General features: G+C 63.9%; 17 protein-coding genes. 8 read left to right on the top strand and 9 right to left on the bottom strand.

What is annotated here, in order from left to right; all coding sequences use genetic code 11:
- Nucleotides 1-4 precede the first annotated feature (4 nt).
- A complete protein-coding gene (locus RXV95_RS10365; RefSeq protein ID WP_338465972.1) occupies nucleotides 5-619 on the bottom strand; it encodes an energy transducer TonB in 615 nt (204 codons plus the stop codon).
- Nucleotides 620-785: 166 nt separating this feature from the next.
- Entirely contained in the window at nucleotides 786-3,356 is a 2,571-nt protein-coding gene (gene topA / locus RXV95_RS10370) for a type I DNA topoisomerase (RefSeq protein ID WP_338465973.1), read from the bottom strand.
- 243 nt (nucleotides 3,357-3,599) lie between these two features.
- On the opposite strand from topA, the gene RXV95_RS10375 reads away from it, so the two are divergent.
- A complete protein-coding gene (locus RXV95_RS10375; RefSeq protein ID WP_338465974.1) occupies nucleotides 3,600-4,169 on the top strand; it encodes a hypothetical protein in 570 nt (189 codons plus the stop codon).
- Nucleotides 4,170-4,191: 22 nt separating this feature from the next.
- Here RXV95_RS10375 and dprA read toward each other — a convergent pair whose 3' ends face one another.
- Together dprA and plsY are read right to left on the bottom strand one after the other, a co-directional pair.
- Nucleotides 4,192-5,295 carry a DNA-processing protein DprA gene (gene dprA / locus RXV95_RS10380; RefSeq protein WP_338465975.1) on the bottom strand — a complete coding sequence of 368 codons (1,104 nt, stop codon included), beginning with the start codon at nucleotides 5,293-5,295 and terminating at the stop codon, nucleotides 4,192-4,194.
- Entirely contained in the window at nucleotides 5,292-5,873 is a 582-nt protein-coding gene (gene plsY / locus RXV95_RS10385) for a glycerol-3-phosphate 1-O-acyltransferase PlsY (RefSeq protein WP_338465976.1), read from the bottom strand. Before plsY ends, dprA begins: the two co-directional genes overlap by 4 nt.
- Nucleotides 5,874-5,991: 118 nt before the next feature.
- Between plsY and murI the strand changes: the two genes are divergently transcribed.
- Together murI and hemA are read left to right on the top strand one after the other, a co-directional pair.
- Nucleotides 5,992-6,798 carry a glutamate racemase gene (gene murI / locus RXV95_RS10390; protein ID WP_338465977.1) on the top strand — a complete coding sequence of 269 codons (807 nt, stop codon included), beginning with the start codon at nucleotides 5,992-5,994 and terminating at the stop codon, nucleotides 6,796-6,798.
- A gap of 144 nt (nucleotides 6,799-6,942) precedes the next feature.
- On the top strand, nucleotides 6,943-8,163 hold the full coding sequence (gene hemA, locus RXV95_RS10395; RefSeq protein WP_338465978.1) for a 5-aminolevulinate synthase: 1,221 nt from the start codon (nucleotides 6,943-6,945) through the stop codon (nucleotides 8,161-8,163).
- Between the two features lie 118 nt (nucleotides 8,164-8,281).
- Here the strand turns inward: hemA and RXV95_RS10400 are convergent, their stop codons facing one another.
- The 5 genes from RXV95_RS10400 to RXV95_RS10420 form a co-directional block, all read right to left on the bottom strand.
- Entirely contained in the window at nucleotides 8,282-9,487 is a 1,206-nt protein-coding gene (locus tag RXV95_RS10400; RefSeq protein WP_338465979.1) for a type III PLP-dependent enzyme, read from the bottom strand.
- 216 nt (nucleotides 9,488-9,703) lie between these two features.
- A complete protein-coding gene (locus tag RXV95_RS10405; protein WP_338465980.1) occupies nucleotides 9,704-10,957 on the bottom strand; it encodes a serine hydrolase in 1,254 nt (417 codons plus the stop codon).
- Nucleotides 10,958-10,975: 18 nt separating this feature from the next.
- A complete protein-coding gene (locus tag RXV95_RS10410; RefSeq protein ID WP_338465981.1) occupies nucleotides 10,976-12,178 on the bottom strand; it encodes a carboxynorspermidine decarboxylase in 1,203 nt (400 codons plus the stop codon).
- On the bottom strand, nucleotides 12,179-12,718 hold the full coding sequence (locus tag RXV95_RS10415) for an O-acetyl-ADP-ribose deacetylase (protein WP_338465982.1): 540 nt from the start codon (nucleotides 12,716-12,718) through the stop codon (nucleotides 12,179-12,181).
- On the bottom strand, nucleotides 12,718-13,923 hold the full coding sequence (locus RXV95_RS10420; protein ID WP_338465983.1) for a saccharopine dehydrogenase family protein: 1,206 nt from the start codon (nucleotides 13,921-13,923) through the stop codon (nucleotides 12,718-12,720). Before RXV95_RS10420 ends, RXV95_RS10415 begins: the two co-directional genes overlap by 1 nt.
- A 76-nt stretch (nucleotides 13,924-13,999) precedes the next feature.
- Here RXV95_RS10420 and RXV95_RS10425 point away from each other — a divergent pair, with 76 nt between their 5' ends.
- The 5 genes from RXV95_RS10425 (at nucleotide 14,000) to RXV95_RS10445 (ending at nucleotide 17,913) form a co-directional block, all read left to right on the top strand.
- Nucleotides 14,000-14,995 (top strand): threonine/serine dehydratase, encoded by a 996-nt coding sequence (locus tag RXV95_RS10425; protein ID WP_338465984.1) that lies wholly within the window; start codon nucleotides 14,000-14,002, stop codon nucleotides 14,993-14,995.
- Nucleotides 14,996-15,060: 65 nt separating this feature from the next.
- A complete protein-coding gene (locus RXV95_RS10430; RefSeq protein ID WP_338465985.1) occupies nucleotides 15,061-16,275 on the top strand; it encodes a DUF3419 family protein in 1,215 nt (404 codons plus the stop codon).
- Entirely contained in the window at nucleotides 16,272-16,934 is a 663-nt protein-coding gene (locus tag RXV95_RS10435) for a class I SAM-dependent methyltransferase (RefSeq protein WP_338465986.1), read from the top strand. Before RXV95_RS10430 ends, RXV95_RS10435 begins: the two co-directional genes overlap by 4 nt.
- Before the next feature lie 66 nt (nucleotides 16,935-17,000).
- The gene (locus tag RXV95_RS10440) at nucleotides 17,001-17,453 is read left to right on the top strand and encodes an MAPEG family protein (RefSeq protein ID WP_338465987.1); all 453 of its coding nucleotides are present in this window, start codon (nucleotides 17,001-17,003) and stop codon (nucleotides 17,451-17,453) included.
- Nucleotides 17,454-17,484: 31 nt separating this feature from the next.
- Nucleotides 17,485-17,913, top strand: coding sequence for an MAPEG family protein (locus RXV95_RS10445; protein ID WP_338465988.1), 429 nt, complete (start codon nucleotides 17,485-17,487; stop codon nucleotides 17,911-17,913).

Genomic DNA, 17,913 nt, shown 5'->3' on the forward strand with positions numbered 1-17,913 from the left:
TCGATCAGCCTGCGGTCGTGAAACGCACGGTCAGCGAACGGACGTAGGGCACGTTCTCACCTTTGGTACCAAGGTTCATTACACCGAGCTGCATCCCGCCAAGCTGCTTGCAGGCAAGCGCAGTAAGCGTTGCGTCGGGCTTTTTGCCCACGGCGCCGCAGTGCTCGATCGTTCCTTGTGTCCCCACTTCCACTGCGACGTGTATATCGGCTGGCGACGAAAGCCCCGACGGCATCTGGCTGACCGTCAATTCCGCATCCGGCGCGCGGCGGATGGGCAAACCGTCCGATCCCGGCGTATTGGGGATGAAGAAGTTCACTGTATCGGTGTAGACACCATACGTCGTCATCCCGTCAGATGCGAGCGCGGGACGCAGCGTCGTTTTCCGCCGCTTGATCATGTCGCAAATCTGCCCGGCAAGCTTGTCGTTGCCCACCTTCGCGCGAATCATGCACTTGGCGATTTCGCCATCGGGCGAGATCAGCAGCGTATAGACGACGCCGGCGGATTTGTCCCGCTGAAGCGCCCATTGCGGATAGTTACTGTTCGAAACAAGCTCACCCTTTGGTTCGGGCGGCACAAGCGCCATCGCGGCGGCAAGAAGAGGAAGGGCCAGCACGGGATCGTTCCTTTCCGGATATCTGGTCGTGTCGCGAACGTAGCCCCATAATTGCAGCCACGCCAGTGCATGGCCGAAGACCACCCCCGCGGTCGCCCGTCACGCAGTCGCCAGTCACGCGATTCCAGACAGAACGCGCCGCGACAGGCGAAGGCTGTGGCCGCCCTTATTGTGCGGCGGCCTTGTCCTTCGCTTTTGCCGGGGCCTTCTTCTTTGCCGGCGCCTTTTTCTTCGCTGGCGCCTTCTTGGCGGCGGCTTTCTTTCGGCCGCCCTTTTTCGCCGGTCCCTTGGCGGCCTTTTCGTCGATCAGGCGTATCGCCTCTTCGGCGGTCAGCTTGTCCTGCTCAACCGCCTTGGGCAGCGTCGCGTTGGTCGTGCCGTCGGTGACATAGGGACCATAGCGACCGGCCATCAGCCTGATTTCGCCGCCCGTCGTGGGATGGGCGCCAAAGGTCTTCAGCGGCTCTGCCTTGCCGCGCGCACCGCGACCGCCGTTTTGCGCCGCTTCAGCAAGCTTTGTGACGGCAAGGTTCATGCCCGTCTCGAACACCTCTGCCGTGGATTTCAGCCGCGCATATTTGCCATCGTGCCGCAAGTAAGGCCCGTAACGCCCGATGCTGGCGCTGATCATCTCGCCCGTTTCCGGGTGAGGCCCGATTTCGCGCGGCAGCGAGAGCAGCTTCAGTGCCCATTCCAGATCGAGTTCCGGAATGTCCTTGGGGATGGATGCGCGCTTGGCCTCCTTGCCCTCGCCCAGCTGGATATAGGGGCCGAACCGCCCGGTCTTGCGCGTCACTTCCAGCCCGGTCGCCGGGTCCTTGCCCAGCGCGCCGTCTTCGCCCGCGTCCTCGTGCCCGCCCGGCTGCGCGAACTGGCGCGTGTACTTGCACTCGGGATAGTTCGAGCAGGCAATGAACGCACCATAGCGCCCGCCGCGCAAGCTGAGACGCCCGTCGCCGCATTGCGGACACAGGCGCGGATCGGACCCGTCGGCCTTTGGCGGGAACAGGTAGTCTTCCAGAAACAGGTCGAGCGCCTGGGTAACTTCGCTCGGCTTCTGTTCCATGACCTCGTCGGCCTTGGGCTTGAAATCGCGCCAGAACGCGTCGAGCACGTCCTTCCACGCCGCGCGCCCGCCGGAAACGTCGTCCAGTTCCTCTTCCATCCCGGCGGTGAAATCATAGGCGACGTAGCGATCGAAGAACCGTTCGAGAAAGGCGATCAACAGGCGTCCGGTCTCTTCGGCGAAGAAGCGGTTCTTTTCGGTCCGCACGTAATTGCGGTCCTTCAGAACCTGAAGCGTCGCGGCGTAAGTGGACGGCCGACCGATGCCAAGTTCCTCAAGCTGCTTGACCAGCGATGCCTCGGAAAAGCGCGGCGGCGGCTGCGTGAAATGCTGTGTGGCGTCCACGCCCTTCTTCGCGGGCTGATCGCCCTTGCCCATCATCGGCAGCAGGCCACTTTCATCGTCGTCGGCGTTCGCCTTCTGGTCCAGACCCTCTTCGTAAACCGCCAGAAAGCCGGGGAATTTCACAACCTGCCCGGTGGCACGCAGTTCGTGCCGGCCGGTGGGATCGCGCAAGGTTACGGTCGTGCGTTCAAGGCTGGCAGACGCCATCTGACTGGCCATCGCCCGCTTGAAGATCAGGTCGTAAAGCCGCGCCTCGTCACCGTGTCCGTGGCGGTCTTTCGAAAAATCGGTGGGCCGGATCGCTTCGTGGGCTTCCTGCGCGTTCTTGGCCTTGGTTTCATAGTGGCGCGGTTTTTCGGGCAGGTAATGCCCGTCATACCGGTCAGCGATGGCCTTGCGCGCGGCGGAAATCGCGCTCGGGTCCATCTGCACGCCGTCGGTTCGCATGTAGGTGATCGCGCCCGCTTCATACAGCGTTTGCGCCACGCGCATTGTGTGGCTGGCCGAAAAGCCCAGCTTGCGCGCGGCTTCCTGCTGCAAGGTGGATGTGGTGAACGGCGGCGCCGGGTTGCGGCGCATCGGTCGCGTTTCCACGTCTTCCACGCGGAACTGTGCGCCCTCGACGGCGGCCCTGGCGCGCATGGCAACGCCTTCGTCGCCAAGGCTCAGCCGCTCCAGCTTTTCGCCGTCGAAACGCACAAGGCGCGCGGCAAACTCGGTCCCGTCCTGCTCAAGTTTTGCGATGACCTGCCAGTATTCCTGCGCGCGGAATGCCTCAATCTCGCGCTCACGCTCTACGATCAGGCGCAGCGCGACCGATTGCACGCGGCCCGCGCTTTTCGCGCCGGGCAGCTTGCGCCACAGCACGGGCGAAAGCGTGAAGCCGAAAAGGTAATCCAGCGCGCGGCGAGCAAGATAGGCGTCAATCAGGTCCTGATCCAGTTCACGCGGATGCTTCATCGCATCGGTGACGGTCGCCTTGGTGATCGCGTTGAACGTAACCCGCTCGACCTCCTTTGGCAGCGCGCGCCGCTTGGCCAGCAATTCGCGCACGTGCCAGGAAATCGCCTCGCCCTCGCGATCGGGGTCGGTGGCGAGGATCAGGCGGTCCGCCTGCTTGGCGGCATCCGCGATCGCCTTTACGCGCGATTGCTTGTCGCCGTGCAGTTCCCAATCCATCGCGAAATCCTCGTCCGGGCGGACCGACCCGTCCTTCACGGGAAGATCGCGGACGTGGCCGTATGAGGCGAGCACCTTGAAGCCGGGGCCAAGGTATTTTTCGATGGTCTTGGCCTTGGCCGGTGATTCGACAATGACGAGTTGCATGGCGGTGTGTGGCATTCCTTACGCGTATACGTACGCGCGAGGGTGGATAGCTTCGCGGCCTATCGTCAAGAGAAAGAAATGCGCGGGCGGTGCAACCGGCACCGGATCGGTGCCTTGCCTCTCCGGTGGCCGGGAAGACAAATGGCCATGCATCCCTTCCGGGCCGGTCACCACCTTTCGCGGCGCCCTCGCCCGCGCTAGGACACGCATCAGGACGCGCGCCGCCGTCAGGAGACTACGCCCATGAAAACCGCGCTGCTTGCGCTTCTCGCAACCGGACTTGTGGCGGCCGCGCCGGGTCAGGACAGGGCGCAACCGGGCGACGGCTATCTGGCCGGTCCCACGCTGCCCGGCTTCGAGATCGGGCATACCGACGGGGACGGTCAGCAGTGGATCATGGAACAAGTGCCGCGGGGCGAATCCGTTCACGACTGGACGCGGATGATCACCACCCAGCGTTTTAACGGAATCGCCGGCCAGACGACGCCCAAGGACTATCTTGGCGTCATCGCGCGCAGCCTGCCCCAGTCCTGCAAGGGCGCGCACGCAAGCGATCCGGTAACGTTCACCGTTTCTGGCAGGCCCGCCGCGAAGATGCGGGCCGACTGCCCGAACAACCCCGAAACCCATCTGCCCGAAACGTTTGAGATCCTGGCGATATCCGGCCCGCGCGATCTGCACGTAAGGCAGGTCGCATTCCGCTACGTCCCGTCGCCGGAGGATATCGCGTGGGCCGAATCCTACCTGGCATCGACCACGTTCTGCCCGCCGCTGAGCAAGACGCCGGCCTGCCGGATCCTGACGCCCGATTGAGACCGCGGACACCCCATCGCTCCTAGTCCTGCAGGCTGACGCGCCCACCTGCGTGGCGCACCAGGCGGCCTGCCAGTTCGAGGTCGAGCAGCGCACCCTGCACCGTTGCCGCAGTCGTGCCCGACTGGCGGACAAGCTCGTCAATCGCGACAGGTGCGGGGGAAAGCAGCGCGGCAATATCTCCGGGATCGATCTCGGGCTCGGCTTCGGGCAGGTCGAACACGCCGGCACCATCGTCGCGGAAACGTGACTTCGGCTGCCCGTCGAATCCCGAAATCAACTCAAGCACGTCTTGCGCGGATTGCACCAGCACCGCGCCATCGCGGATCAGCTGGTTGCACCCGTGCGCGCGCGAATCGAGCGGAGAGCCGGGAATGGCCATCACTTCGCGCCCCGCCTCGCCGGCCAGCCGTGCCGTAATCAGCGACCCGGATTTCGGCGCGGCTTCCACCACGATGGTGCCCGCTGCCAGCCCCGCGATGATCCGGTTGCGTTTCGGGAAATGGCGCGCCAGCGGGTCGGTGCCCGGCGGCTCTTCCGCGATCAGCAGGCCACCGGTCGCGATGCGTTCCTGCAAGTCCGCGTGTTCGGGCGGATAGGCGATGTCTATCCCGCTGGCGATCACGCCAATCGTGCCGGTCGCGAGGCTGGCTTCGTGCGCCGCACCGTCAATCCCGCGCGCCAGGCCGGATACGACCACTATCCCCGCTTCGCCCAGCGTCGCGGCGAATTCTCGCGCAAGGCGCACGGCAGCGGCCGAGGCGTTGCGCGCGCCGACCATCGCCACGCAAGGGCGCAATGCCAGCGCGATGTTACCGCGCAAGGTGACGATCGGCGGTGCGCCGTCCATCTGCGCCAGCAGCGCGGGATACTCTTCCATGTCGTGGAACAGGTATCGCGCACCTGCCCGCCGCGTCGCTTCGATTTCGCGCTCTATCCGCGCAGCACTTGCCGCCTCGTACCGCCTGCCGCCCCTGCGGGCGAGGTCGGGCAAGGCAGCGACAGCCTCGACCGCCGAACCGAACCGCCGCAACAGTTGCGCATAGCTGACAGGGCCGACATTGGGCGAGCGCAACAGGCGAATGCGTGCGAATGCCTCTTCGCGCGAAAGAGCCTTTGCGGTCACCCCTTGCTGCCGACTTTCGGTTCGGTTCCCGCCATCAGGCGTGCGATGTTTGCACGATGCAGCCACAACACCAACAGCGCGATGGCCGCCAGCGTGGGCGCATATTCGCGATAGCCGAACGCAAGTGCAGCCGCGGGCGCGGCAATCGCGGCCAGCATCCCGCCAAGCGAGGAAATCCGCACGATCGCCAGCACGGCCAGCCAGACCGCAGCATAGGCCAGCCCGATCGGCCACCCCAGCCCGAAGCACACCCCCGCCGTGGTCGCCACGCCCTTCCCGCCCCGGAATCGCAGCCAGACAGGAAAGCAATGCCCGATCACCGCGCCCCCGGCAGCCGCCGCTTCCGCGCCGGGCCAGAAATGCCGCACCAGCGCGATCGCCGCGAATCCCTTGGCAAGATCAAGCAGCAAGGTCGCCGCGGCGAGCCCCTTGCGCCCGGTTCGCAGCACGTTGGTCGCCCCGATATTGCCCGAACCGATCGCGCGCAGGTCTCCCGCGCCGGTGATCCGGGTAAGGATCATGCCGAAGGGGATAGAGCCCAGCACATAGGCGGCGAGGAAGGGAAGAATGAGGTTCACCCCCGCTTCTTATCCGCGACAGCCGTCCGCTTCCAAGTGCTGTCTTTCCTTTTTGCCGCCGATACCGATAGAAAGCATGTTCGACAGTGCGGGACCGCGGACGGGATTTGAACGACAAGTGACCAAGAGCGTCAAACCTTCTGCGCCGCTGCTGATTTTCGATTCGGGCGTTGGCGGACTGTCCGTGCTGCGCGAAGTGCGCGACCTGCTTCCGCAGGCACCCGTGATCTATGCGGCGGATACCGCGGGCCTTCCCTACGGTTCGAAAACCGAAGCCCAGATCGCGGCGCGCGTTTCGGGCCTGCTGGGCCGGATGACCGAACGCTTCCGCCCAAGACTGGTCTGCATCGCCTGCAACACCGCGTCCACCATCGCGCTGGGCATGGTGCGCGACGTTCTGGAAGTTCCGATCGTGGGCACCGTCCCGGCGATCAAGCCCGCCGCGGCGATGACCCGCACCGGCGTGATCGGCCTTCTCGGTACCGAAGCGACGATCCGGCAGGGATATGTCGACCGGCTGGAGGCGGAGTTCGCCGCCGGAAAGACGCTGCTGCGCCATGCCGCGCCCGGCCTCGTCACCGCTGCTGAAGCGAAGCTGCGCGGCAAGCCGGCCGATCCACGGGTATTCGCCGAAGCGGTGGCGGGGCTGCGCAGCCAGCCCGGCGGCGACAGGATCGACACCGTCGTTCTCGCCTGCACGCACTTCCCGCTCGTCCAACAGGAACTGGCCGAAGCGTTCGGCAACGGCGTTGCCTTTATTGACGGATCGCAAGGCATTGCGCGGCGCATCGCTTACCTGACCGCAGGCCAGGAATGGAATCGCACGGAAGACGATCTTGCCCTGTTCACCAGCGACGGCGGCGATATCAATGCCCTGCGCCCGGCACTGGCGGAATACGGACTGGGGCGCGTGGCGATTTTCTGACCGGTCGAAGACAAGCAATCGGCTTTGCGGTACGCAGGCGTTCGCGGAATTGAGACTGGCCATTCGCGGCGCGCGGCGCTAATAGCGCGAATTCGCCGATAATTGTCCGTTCGGGGGATCGGACTGTCGCCAGGAGGAACGGCGTTGAACTACGATCAGGTATTCGACCAGGCAATCGATCGCCTTCACACGGAAGGCCGCTATCGCGTCTTCATCGATATCCTGCGCAACAAGGGCGCCTATCCCAACGCGCGGTGCTTCGCCGGGCACAACGGACCGAAGCCGATTACCGTATGGTGTTCGAACGATTACCTCGCGATGGGGCAACACCCGAAGGTGATCGCCGCGATGGAAGAGGCGCTGCACGATGTCGGCGCGGGTTCGGGCGGCACGCGCAACATCGGCGGCAACACGCACTACCATATCGAGCTTGAAGGCGAACTGGCCGACCTTCACGGCAAGGAAGGCGCGCTGCTGTTCACCAGCGGATACGTCTCGAACGACGCCACGCTTTCGACGCTTGCCAAGATCCTGCCGGGCTGCGTGATCTTTTCGGACGAACTGAACCACGCCAGCATGATCGCGGGCATCCGCAATTCGGGCGCGCCCAAGAAGGTGTTCCGCCACAACGACGTTGCGCACCTGGAAGAGCTGCTGGCCGAAACCGATCCGGCGCTGCCCAAGCTTATCGCATTCGAAAGCGTCTATTCGATGGACGGCGACATCGCCCCCATCCACGAGATCTGCGACCTTGCCGAAAAGTACAACGCGCTGACCTATATCGACGAGGTTCACGCGGTCGGCATGTATGGCCCGCGCGGCGGCGGCGTTACCGAACGCGACGATGCCGCGCACCGCATCGACATCATCGAAGGCACGCTGGGCAAGGCGTTCGGCGTGATGGGCGGATACATCGCGGCGGACAAGCGCATCATCGACGTGATCCGGTCCTATGCGCCGGGCTTCATCTTCACGACCTCGCTCTCGCCCGTCCTGGCGGCAGGCGTGCTGGCGTCGGTTCGTCACCTCAAGTCCTCCAGCGTCGAGCGCGACGGCCAGCAGGCCGCCGCCGCGATGCTGAAGCAGAAGTTCCGCGACGCGGGGCTGCCGGTGATGAATTCGACGACGCACATCGTGCCGCTGATGGTGGGCGATCCGGTGCGCGCCAAGAAGATCAGCGATATCCTGCTTGCGGAATACGGCGTCTATGTTCAGCCGATCAACTTCCCCACCGTGCCGCGCGGTACGGAGCGGCTGCGCTTCACGCCCGGCCCCGCGCACACAGAGGAAATGATGGACGAATTGACCGGCGCGCTCGTCGAAATCTGGGAACGCATGGAAATGAAGCTGGCCGACGCGGCCTGACCCTTAAGCCGGCCCTGAATTTCACGCCGGCCCTCACCTGCACACCTGCAAAACCACGAAAAAGCCCTCCCGCCCCATCGCGCGGGAGGGCTTTTTCAATGCGGCATCCGCAATTGCGTCAGCGCAGCGCCACCACGTTGTCCGACACGCGCGGATCGTTGCGGTCCCCGCGATACTGGCTGGCCATCGGCTCGTCGCTGACATTGATGACGTCGGCGGCGTCAAAGCCGTTGAACGCGGTCTTCATCGCCGCGCCATAGGCACCCAGCATGCCGATCTCGATGAAATCGCCCGCCTTGATGTCCGAAGGCAGTTCGAACGGGCCTTCCATATAGTCCATGTCGTCACAGGTCGGGCCATAGAAGCTGAACGCCTCCACCTCTTCCGACGCGCCGTTGCGCAGCAGCCGCACGGGGAAACGCCACGCGACGTGGGCCGCATCGAACAGCGAGCCATAGGCACCGTCGTTGATGTAAAGCTCGTTCCCGCGCCGCCGCTCTACCCGCACGATCAGCGAGTTGTATTCGGCAGACAGCGCGCGGCCCGGTTCGCACCACAGCTCGGCCGAATAGGAAATCGGCAGCGATTCATAAGTGCGGTCGATCAGCGAGAAATAGTCTTCCAGCGGCGGCGGTTCCATGCCCGGATAGACCGAGGGGAAGCCCCCGCCCACGTCCACCACGTCGACCAGTACCGAAGCCTCCACAATCGCTGCGCGCACGCGCTCAAGCGCCTGGACATAGGCGAACGGGCTCATCGACTGGCTGCCGACGTGGAAACACACGCCAAGCGCGTCCGCCACCTGGCGTGTCGCCTGAAGCAGTTCGGGCGCATCGGTCAGGTCGCAGCCGAACTTGCTGGCAAGGCTCAGTTCCGAATATTCGGACGAGACGCGCAGCCGCACGCAAAGCGTAAGGTCGGTGGCCGGGTTGCCGTCTGCATCCACGGTCGCCGCCTTGATCTTTTCCAGCTCTTCCAGCGTGTCGAGGCTGTAGGTGCGCACGCCGTGCACCTTGTAGGCTTCGGCAATCGCGCTTGGCGTCTTGACCGGGTGCATGAAGCACAACGTCGCTTCGGGCAGCGTTGCGCGCACAAGGCGCACTTCCGCGATCGAGGCGACGTCGAAATAGCGCACCCCTGCATCCCACAACACGCGCAGCAAATCCGGCGAGGGATTGGCCTTTACCGCATAGAGCGAGCGGCCCGGAAACTTCTCTACAAAGAAGCGGGCGGCGCGCGCAGCGGCGTGCGGGCGGTTCAGAATGACGGGTTGGTCCGGCGCCGAAGCGCCAACTACAGCCAGTGCGTCAGGATGTTGGAGCAATTCAAGGGACCCCCAAAACGGTAAGTTGGACAAGGCTGCCTTGCGGTTTGGAAGTCCCCATGGGGCAGCGGGGGGTCGCTATAGAACCCATACGCTGAACATCAAGTGAAATAATCGGCTGTCCGATTATCGGTCACAAAAATGCACCTTCGCTGCCCCGACCGGGTCTGGCGCCGGGGATGCAAGCGCCACTTATCTTACGAAAACACAAGGCTTTCATACGTTCCCGAGATAGTCACCCAATGCGCGCCAGCACGGAAGCGACGTCGGATCGTTGGCACCGTTCGCCGCAACCGGATGCGACGCGAATCGGGCGATAACCATCCCGGCAACCGGATCGATCCACAGCGTCTGGCCATGAATCCCGCGGGCGCAATAGCATCCATGATTTTCGTGGGCCACCCACCACTGGCTGCCATAGGACCAGCCGGGAAGCTGCGGAAAGCGCGCCTTGTCGAACCGTTCCGGTTCTCCGCCTGCCGCCACGCGTTCCACCACGCGCGCCGGAATCACGCCCAGCCCGCCCAGACGCAGCGCCTCTCCGAATCGGGCCAGATCCTCAAGACGCAGGTTAAGGCCGCCGCCGCAGAACGGCATGCCCGCCTCGTCCACCAGGAATTCGGCATCGCCCATCATGCCCAGCGGCTGCCAGATCCGTTCGGACAATATGCGGGCGATGTTCTTCCCCTCGACCCGCGAGACGATCCAGCCGAGCACATCGGTGTTGACGGTGCGATAGGTGAAGCCTTCGCCATGCGTGCCGCTTTTGCCGACGGTGGCGGCGAACGACAGCAAGTCGCGCGGGCCGTCATATCCTGCCGGGCGCGGCGTAAGCCCCAGTGCATTCGACAAACCGCCGATGCCCGACGTGGGATCGGCATAGTCTTCCGAAAAGTCGATCGCGGTTGTCATGTCCATGACCTGCCGCACCGTGGCATCTCCGAACCCGCTGGCGCGCAGTTCGGGGACAAGGCTTGCCACCGGCGTTTGAGGGTCGAGCCGTCCTTCCTCGATCAGCATTTCGGCCAGCGTGCCGATAAAACTCTTGGTCATGGAAAAGGCGATGTGGCGTGTTTCCGGCCCGGTTACGCCGAACCACCGTTCGTAAACCACCGTGCCCTTGTGCAGCACCAGTATGCCGTCCGTGTAGTTCGCCAGCAGTCCTTCGGCGAATGTCATCGCCTTGTCTGAACCTAGCGGCGTGCAGGTGACGCTTTCGATATCGTCGCGCAGCGCGCGGGCGAAAGGCGCACCGCCCTGCCCCGCGCCGACGCGCAGCGTGGGGCAGAACTGGCGCATGTTGGAATAGGACCAGCGGATCATAGGAAAGCGCATGTGGCCGGCTTCGCTGGCCAGGATGCGCTTTGCGGCAGGCGGCGGCGTGCCTTCCATCCAGCCCATCGTCACCGGATCGCTGGTGACGGCGTCAAGCATCTGTTCCGGCATGGCCTCTCCTTCCAGCCCGGTCACTCCACTGCGCAGAGTGCCCTAGGAAAGCCGGTCGCGAAAGGTCTCCCACGTGAAATTCCGGACACATTCCAATGCGTCGGTCTCGCTGTCCCACAGCCAGATGGACGGCAACGGCACGCCGTTGAAGGTGGTGGTCTTCACCATCGAGTAATGCGCCTGGTCAAGAAAGGCGAAGCGCGTTCCCGGCGTCTCCAGTCCGGGCAAGCGGTAATCGCCGATCACGTCCCCCGCCAGGCATGACGGGCCGCCCAGCCGCACCGGTTCCGGCCCCTCGCCCACGCCATGTTCGTATTCGTCGATAGGCAGTTCGCCCAGCATCGCCGGGCGATAGGGCGCCTCGATAACGTCGGGCATATGGCACGTGGCGGAAATGTCGGTGATGGAAACCGGCATGCCGTTCCAGTGACTGTCGAGCACGGTCCCCGCAAGAATCCCGGCATCCAGGGCCACCGCCTCACCGGGTTCGATATAGACCTGCGCGCCCGTATCCTCTGCCACGTCGCGCAGGAACTCTACCAGTTCCTCCCGCTGGTAATCCGCGCGGGTGATGTGGTGCCCGCCGCCAAGATTGATCCATTCGAACTGGCCGAAACAGGGTTCAAGGAAATCGAACACCTTGTCCCATGTGCGGCGAAGCGGCTCAAAGTCCTGCTCGCACAGGTTGTGGACGTGGAACCCGTCGACCAGTTCCACGTGTTCTTCGGTCAGCTGGTCGATCGGGAAGCCCAGCCGCGAATGGGGCGCGCTGGGATCGTACTTCGCCACTTCGCCTTCGGGCTGCATCGGGTTCAGGCGAAGCCCGATATCGAAGCTTTCGCCGCGCGCGCGCGCCGCTTCGATAATGGCTGAACAGCGGACAATCTGCTGCGGCGAATTGAAGATCACATGGTCCGAAAGCCGCAGCACCTCGTCCAGTTCGTCGGGCTTGTATGCGGCAGAGTATGTCGCGATCTCACCGTCGTAGAACTCGCCGGCAAGCCGCGCTTCCCACAGGCCAGAGGTGCACACGCCATCCAGATATTCGCCGACAATCGGCGCGGTGGACCACATCGAAAACGCCTTTAGCGCGGCCAGGACTTTCGCACCCGAGCGCTCACCTATGTCCTGCAACACGCGCAGGTTATCCCTCAGTTTCGCGGCATCGACCACGAAGGCAGGACTATCGACGCGGGTGAGGTCGAAATGGGCGAATGCGCCCGGATCGCCGGCTCTGGTTTCCATCTATTCATCCCCAAGCGCGGCCAGCGCGCTGTTGAATTCCGCCGCCGCCGAATCGTTGAAACAAACGAGCAAAATGCGATCGAATGTGCCCGGCGAAACGCGCAGCACGTCTGCAATCGTCTCCACCGCCGTCCGGGCGGCCCTGTCCACCGGATAGCCATAGACTCCTGTCGAAATCGCCGGAAAGGCAACGGTTCGCGCCCCTGCCCTTGCTGCGACGGCAAGCGAATTGCGATAGCAATCGGCCAGACGTTTCGGCTCGCCGTTTCCGCCCCCGTGCCAGACCGGCCCGACCGTATGGATCACATGGCGCGCAGGGAGGCGGTACCCCCCGGTGATCTTCGCCTGCCCGGTTTCGCAACCGCCAAGAGCGCGGCATTCTTCCAGCAGGCGCGGACCGGCGGCCCGGTGGATCGCCCCGTCCACCCCGCCACCGCCCAGAAGCGACCGGTTGGCGGCATTGACGATGGCATCGACGTCGAACGTCGTGATGTCGCCGGTCACAACCTCGACCGGCGTACCGGCGACGATACGCTCCATCAGAACGAAAGCGGCCCCGGCAGTTCCTTCACCTGCCACGGCAACCCGTGCCTGTTCAGCATGTCCATGAACGGATCGGGGTCCATCTGCTCCATGTTGAATACGCCCTCACCCTTCCACGCGCCGGTCACGATCATCGCCGCGCCGATCATCGCGGGAACGCCGGTGGTGTAGCTGACCGCCTGATTTCCGGTTTCGGCATAGGCGTCCTCATGGTCGCAGATGTTGTAGATGTAATAGGTGTGCTCTTCCCCGTCCTTGTAGCCGGTAGCGATATCGCCGATGTTCGTCTTGCCCTTTGTGGTGGAGCCAAGGCTGGAAGGTTCGGGCAGCACCGCCTTCAGGAACTGCAGCGGAATGATTTCCTTGCCTTCGTACATCACGGGGTCGATCCGCGTCAGCCCCACGTTCTGCAACACGGTAAGGTGCGTGATGTAGGCATCGCCGAAGGTCATCCAGAAGCGGATGCGCTCAATCTCCGGCATATGCTTCGCGAGGCTTTCCAGTTCCTCGTGATACATCAGGTACATGTTCTTGGGGCCAACGCCTTCGAAACTGAATTCCTGTTTTGTGCCGAGCGCCGGAGTCTCGATCCACTTGCCGTCCTGAAAGTGCCGTGCGGGCGCGGTCACTTCGCGGATGTTGATTTCCGGATTGAAGTTGGTGGCGAAGTGCTGGCCGTGGTCCCCGCCGTTGCAGTCGAGGATGTCCAGCGTGCGGATCGTGTCCAGCTTGTGCTTCTTGAGCCACGTCGCGAAAACGCTGGTCACGCCCGGATCGAAGCCGGAACCGAGCAGCGCCATCAGCCCCGCCTGCCTGAACCTTTCCTGGTAGGCCCACTGCCACGAATATTCGAAGTGCGCCTCGTCGCGCGGTTCGTAGTTCGCGGTGTCCATATAGTTGACGCCCGCTTCAAGGCAGGCATCCATGATGTGAAGATCCTGATAGGGCAGCGCCAGGTTCACCACCAGCACCGGCTGCACCTTGCGGATCAGGGCAACGGTGGCGTCCACATCGTCCGCGTCGATCTGGAACGTCTCGATCGAAACGCCGGTGCGCTGCTTCACACTCTCGGCAATCGCATCGCATTTCGCCTTGGTGCGGCTTGCCAGCGCGATGCCGGTGAAGATGTCGGCATTCATCGCCATCTTGTGAACCGCGACCGAACCCACGCCGCCCGCGCCGATCACCAGTACTTTCGCCATGGTATCTCCAATTGTATTGCGCCTTGCGCATCCCGCTATGGCGCGGGAATCAATCGCCGCGCTTTAGGGGAAGCCAGTGACAAACCCAAGTCCCGACACACCGCAACGCGAACCGACAAGCGAAGGCGTTGCGCGCGCCGCAAAGAAGATCGCGGCGCTGCTTCCACCAACGCCGCTTCTCCCCCTCGAAGTGGGGGGAGCCACCGTCTGGTGCAAGGCGGAAAGCCTGCAACCGGTCGGCGCGTTCAAGATACGCGGCGCATGGCACCGCCTTTCGGACATGGGCGAGGAAGAGCGCGCACACGGGGTTGTCGCGGTGTCGAGCGGCAACCATGCGCAGGGCGTGGCATGGGCGGCGCGGCGGCTGGGCATCCATGCCGCCATCGTGATGCCGAACGACGCCCCTGCGGTGAAGCTCGCCAACACGCGCGCGCTGGGGGCGGAAGTAGTGCTTTACGACCGGCCCGGCGGTGAAGATCGCGATGTCATCTCGCGCGCGCTGTGCAGCGAACGCGGTGCAACGCTGGTCCATGCCTATGGCGATCCCTGGGTGATCGAAGGGCAAGGCAGCGCGGGGCTGGAGATCGCGGAACAGATGGAACGCCTGGCCGGTGGCAGCCCCACGCGGATCGTATGCCCCTGCGGCGGCGGCGGACTGACCGCCGGCCTTGCCCTCGCCTGTCCCGATGCAGAGATCGTTCCGGTCGAACCCGAAGGGTGGGACGATGTGCGGCGCAGCCTTGAACAGGGCCGGATCGTGCCCGTGCAGCCATCGCCCCCACCCACGGCCTGCGACGCCTTGCAGACGCCGCGCACGTTCCCGATCAACTTTGCCGTGATGAAGGCGCGCGGCCTGCGCGGCATCAGTGTGACCGAAAGCGAAATTCGCGCGGCGCAGCGCCTGGCTTTCAACACGTTGCGACTGGTGATCGAACCGGGCGGCGCGGCGGCCCTTGCGGCGATCATGACGGGCAAGGCTGCCACCGATGGCCACACGGCGGTCGTCCTGTCGGGAGGAAACGTCGATCCGGCGGCATATGCCGCGATCGTCGCGAAACCGTCGCACGACTGACACGCGCGCGTCACCGAAGGTTCGTAATCGCCGGTCCCGGGAATCGCAGACGGGACGGGCGAAGCATGAATATCCGGGGCCACGAAATAGATCGCGCGGTGTTGCGCAGCGATGCAGAGCCGAAATCGAGGATACTGGACCGCGCGTTCGCGTTTGCCTTTCGCGGGCTGGTCTATGCACAGATCTGGGAAGACCCGGTGGTCGACATGGAAGCGCTGGATATCCGGCCCGAAAGCCACGTCGTCACCATCGCCAGCGGCGGATGCAACGTGCTGTCATACCTTACCGCCGATCCCGCGCGGATCACGGCGGTGGACCTCAACACCGCGCACGTCGCGCTGGGGAGACTGAAGCAGGCCTCGGTCCGGCACCTGCCCGACTATGCCGCCTTCCGCAGCTTTTTCGCTGAGGCGGACCGGGACGAAAACCTTGCGCTTTACCACCGGTACGTCGCCCCGCATCTCGACGATGCGACGCGCCGCTATTGGGAAGGCCGCGATCTTGTCGGCCGCCGCCGTATCGCGGGATTTGGCAAGGGCATCTATCGGCGCGGGCTGCTGGGCAATTTCATCGGCATCGCGCACCTTCTGGCAAAGCTCTATCGCATCGACCTGCATGCGGTGCTCGAAGCCGAAACGCTGGAAGACCAGCGCCGCGTGTTCGAGGAAAAGCTCGCCCCCGTGTTTGACCGAAAGTTCGTGCGCTGGCTGACCGACCTGCCCGCGTCGCTGTTCGGCCTTGGCATCCCGCCCGCGCAGTATAACGCGCTGGCCGGAAACCGGCGGATGGCCGAAGTACTGAAAGCGCGGCTTGAAAAGCTGGCTTGCGGCTTCCCGGTCCAGGAAAACTATTTCGCCTGGCAGGCCTTTTCGCGCGGGTATGGCAAGCACGCGGATTGCCCGCTTCCGCCCTATCTCGAGGAACGCAACTATCGCACGGTCAAGGCGCGGATCGACCGGATCGAAACGCGCCACGCGAACATGACCGGTTTCCTGATGGAACAGGACGAAAACAGCGTGGATCGCGTGGTCCTGCTGGACGCGCAGGACTGGATGGACGATGCGCAGCTCACCGCGCTGTGGAGCGCGATCACGCGTGCGGCCCGCCCCGGTGCGCGCGTGCTGTTCCGCACCGCTGCAGAACCGTCGCTGCTACCCGGCCGCCTGCCCGATGCCATCCTTTCGCGCTGGGACTATGCCGAGCGACAATCGGGTGACTTCACGCAACGCGACCGTTCGTCGATCTATGGCGGCGTCCACCTCTATACGCTGCGCGCATGACCGCCGCCGAAGGGGCAAGGGCCACCCATGCGGCTGCGATGGACGCGCAGTATCGTTATCAGCGACACCTCTATGACCTGACGCGCAAGTATTACCTTTTCGGCCGCGACCGCCTGATCCGCGAACTGGACTGCAAGCCCGGCGACAAGGTTCTGGAAATCGCCTGCGGCACCGGGCGCAATCTGGCAAAGGTTGCGCGCCAATGGCCGGGCGTTTCGCTCTACGGGCTGGATATCTCGGCCGAGATGCTGAAATCGGCACAAGCTGCACTGGGCGAAGAAGCGCGGCTGGCGCTGGGCGACGCGACCGGATTCGATGCCGCCGGTCTGTTGGGCCATGCCCGTTTTGACCGCGTATTCATTTCCTTCGCCGTGTCGATGATCCCCGATTGGCAAAAGGCCGTCGATCATGCCGCGGCGCTGGTTGCGCCCGGCGGTTCGCTGTCGGTCGTCGATTTCGGGGACATGGACGGGCTCTGGCCCGTCGCACAAACGGCACTCGGCGCGTGGCTGGCCAAGTTCCACGTCACGCCGCGGGCCGATCTGCCCGACGTCGCAAGCCGGGTTGCGCAAAGGCACGGCCTGTCACTGGAAACGCGGCGCGGTGCCTTCGGGTATTACACGCTGATCCAGATCGAACGCTCCGTTCATGCAACCTAGGTTGCATTTGACAATCCATTGGGCCGCGCGCAGTCTCCCGGCCGATAACAAAGGGGGGAGACAATCATGCAGGCGCAGATGCTTGCACCCGCTGCCGTGCTGGTGCTGTGGTCGCTTGTCATGCTGTTCTGGACCGCTGGCACGCGCTTTCCGGCCATGGCGAAGTCGGGGATCGACCTGAAGCAGGCCAAGCCCGGCGGACGCGGGCAGGATCTTGAAGGCGTGGTGCCGGACAAGGTGCAGTGGAAATCCCACAATTATTCGCACCTGATGGAACAGCCGACGATCTTCTATCCCACGGTCGTCATCATCGCGATCATGGGGGCCGGCGCAATCGATGTCGCGCTGGCGTGGGCCTATGTTTTCATCCGGATCGTCCATTCGATCTGGCAGGCGACCGTCAATGTCGTCAGCGTGCGCTTCATGCTGTTCATATTGTCCACTTCGTGCCTGCTGGCGCTGGCGGTGCGCGCGGTGCTGGCAACGCTGCTGCACGATCCATCCGTACTGGCCGGATAGATCCGGTTCAACGACCAAGGGGGAGACAAGAATGATAGGCATGGAAATCCTGAAACCCGTCGTGGTGCTGGCGGGCTGGACGATGATCATGTGGATCTGGATGTTCGCCACGCGCATTCCGGCAATGGGCGCGGCGAAGATCGACAGCGCGAACATGGTCGGCGGCACCGGCAAGGATCTTGACGGACAGTTGCCCGAAAAAACCATGTGGGTTGCCCACAACTACAATCACCTGCACGAAGCGCCGACCGTGTTCTATGCGGTCGCCATCGTGCTGGCGGTCATCGGACAGGGAGACGGGCTGAACGCGACGCTTGGCTGGTCCTATGTGATCCTGCGCATCCTGCATTCCCTTGTGCAGGCAACCTTCAACCGCGTGATGGTGCGCTTCCTGATTTTCGTGCTGTCTTCACTGGTGCTGATGGCGCTTACGGTACACGCCCTGCTGGCGCTGTTCTGA

Origin of the sequence: Novosphingobium sp. ZN18A2, from assembly GCF_036784765.1 — a bacterium.
Classification (GTDB): domain Bacteria; phylum Pseudomonadota; class Alphaproteobacteria; order Sphingomonadales; family Sphingomonadaceae; genus Novosphingobium.

Coding starts and splice junctions, on each gene's coding strand:
- RXV95_RS10445 (WP_338465988.1), top strand. CDS start 17,485: ATGATAGGCATGGAAATCCTGAAACCCGTCGTGGTGCTGGCGGGCTGG.
- RXV95_RS10415 (WP_338465982.1), bottom strand. CDS start 12,718: ATGGAGCGTATCGTCGCCGGTACGCCGGTCGAGGTTGTGACCGGCGAC.
- RXV95_RS10410 (WP_338465981.1), bottom strand. CDS start 12,178: ATGGAAACCAGAGCCGGCGATCCGGGCGCATTCGCCCATTTCGACCTC.
- RXV95_RS10435 (WP_338465986.1), top strand. CDS start 16,272: ATGACCGCCGCCGAAGGGGCAAGGGCCACCCATGCGGCTGCGATGGAC.
- RXV95_RS10375 (WP_338465974.1), top strand. CDS start 3,600: ATGAAAACCGCGCTGCTTGCGCTTCTCGCAACCGGACTTGTGGCGGCC.
- topA (WP_338465973.1), bottom strand. CDS start 3,356: ATGCAACTCGTCATTGTCGAATCACCGGCCAAGGCCAAGACCATCGAA.
- RXV95_RS10420 (WP_338465983.1), bottom strand. CDS start 13,923: ATGGCGAAAGTACTGGTGATCGGCGCGGGCGGCGTGGGTTCGGTCGCG.
- RXV95_RS10440 (WP_338465987.1), top strand. CDS start 17,001: ATGCAGGCGCAGATGCTTGCACCCGCTGCCGTGCTGGTGCTGTGGTCG.
- RXV95_RS10430 (WP_338465985.1), top strand. CDS start 15,061: ATGAATATCCGGGGCCACGAAATAGATCGCGCGGTGTTGCGCAGCGAT.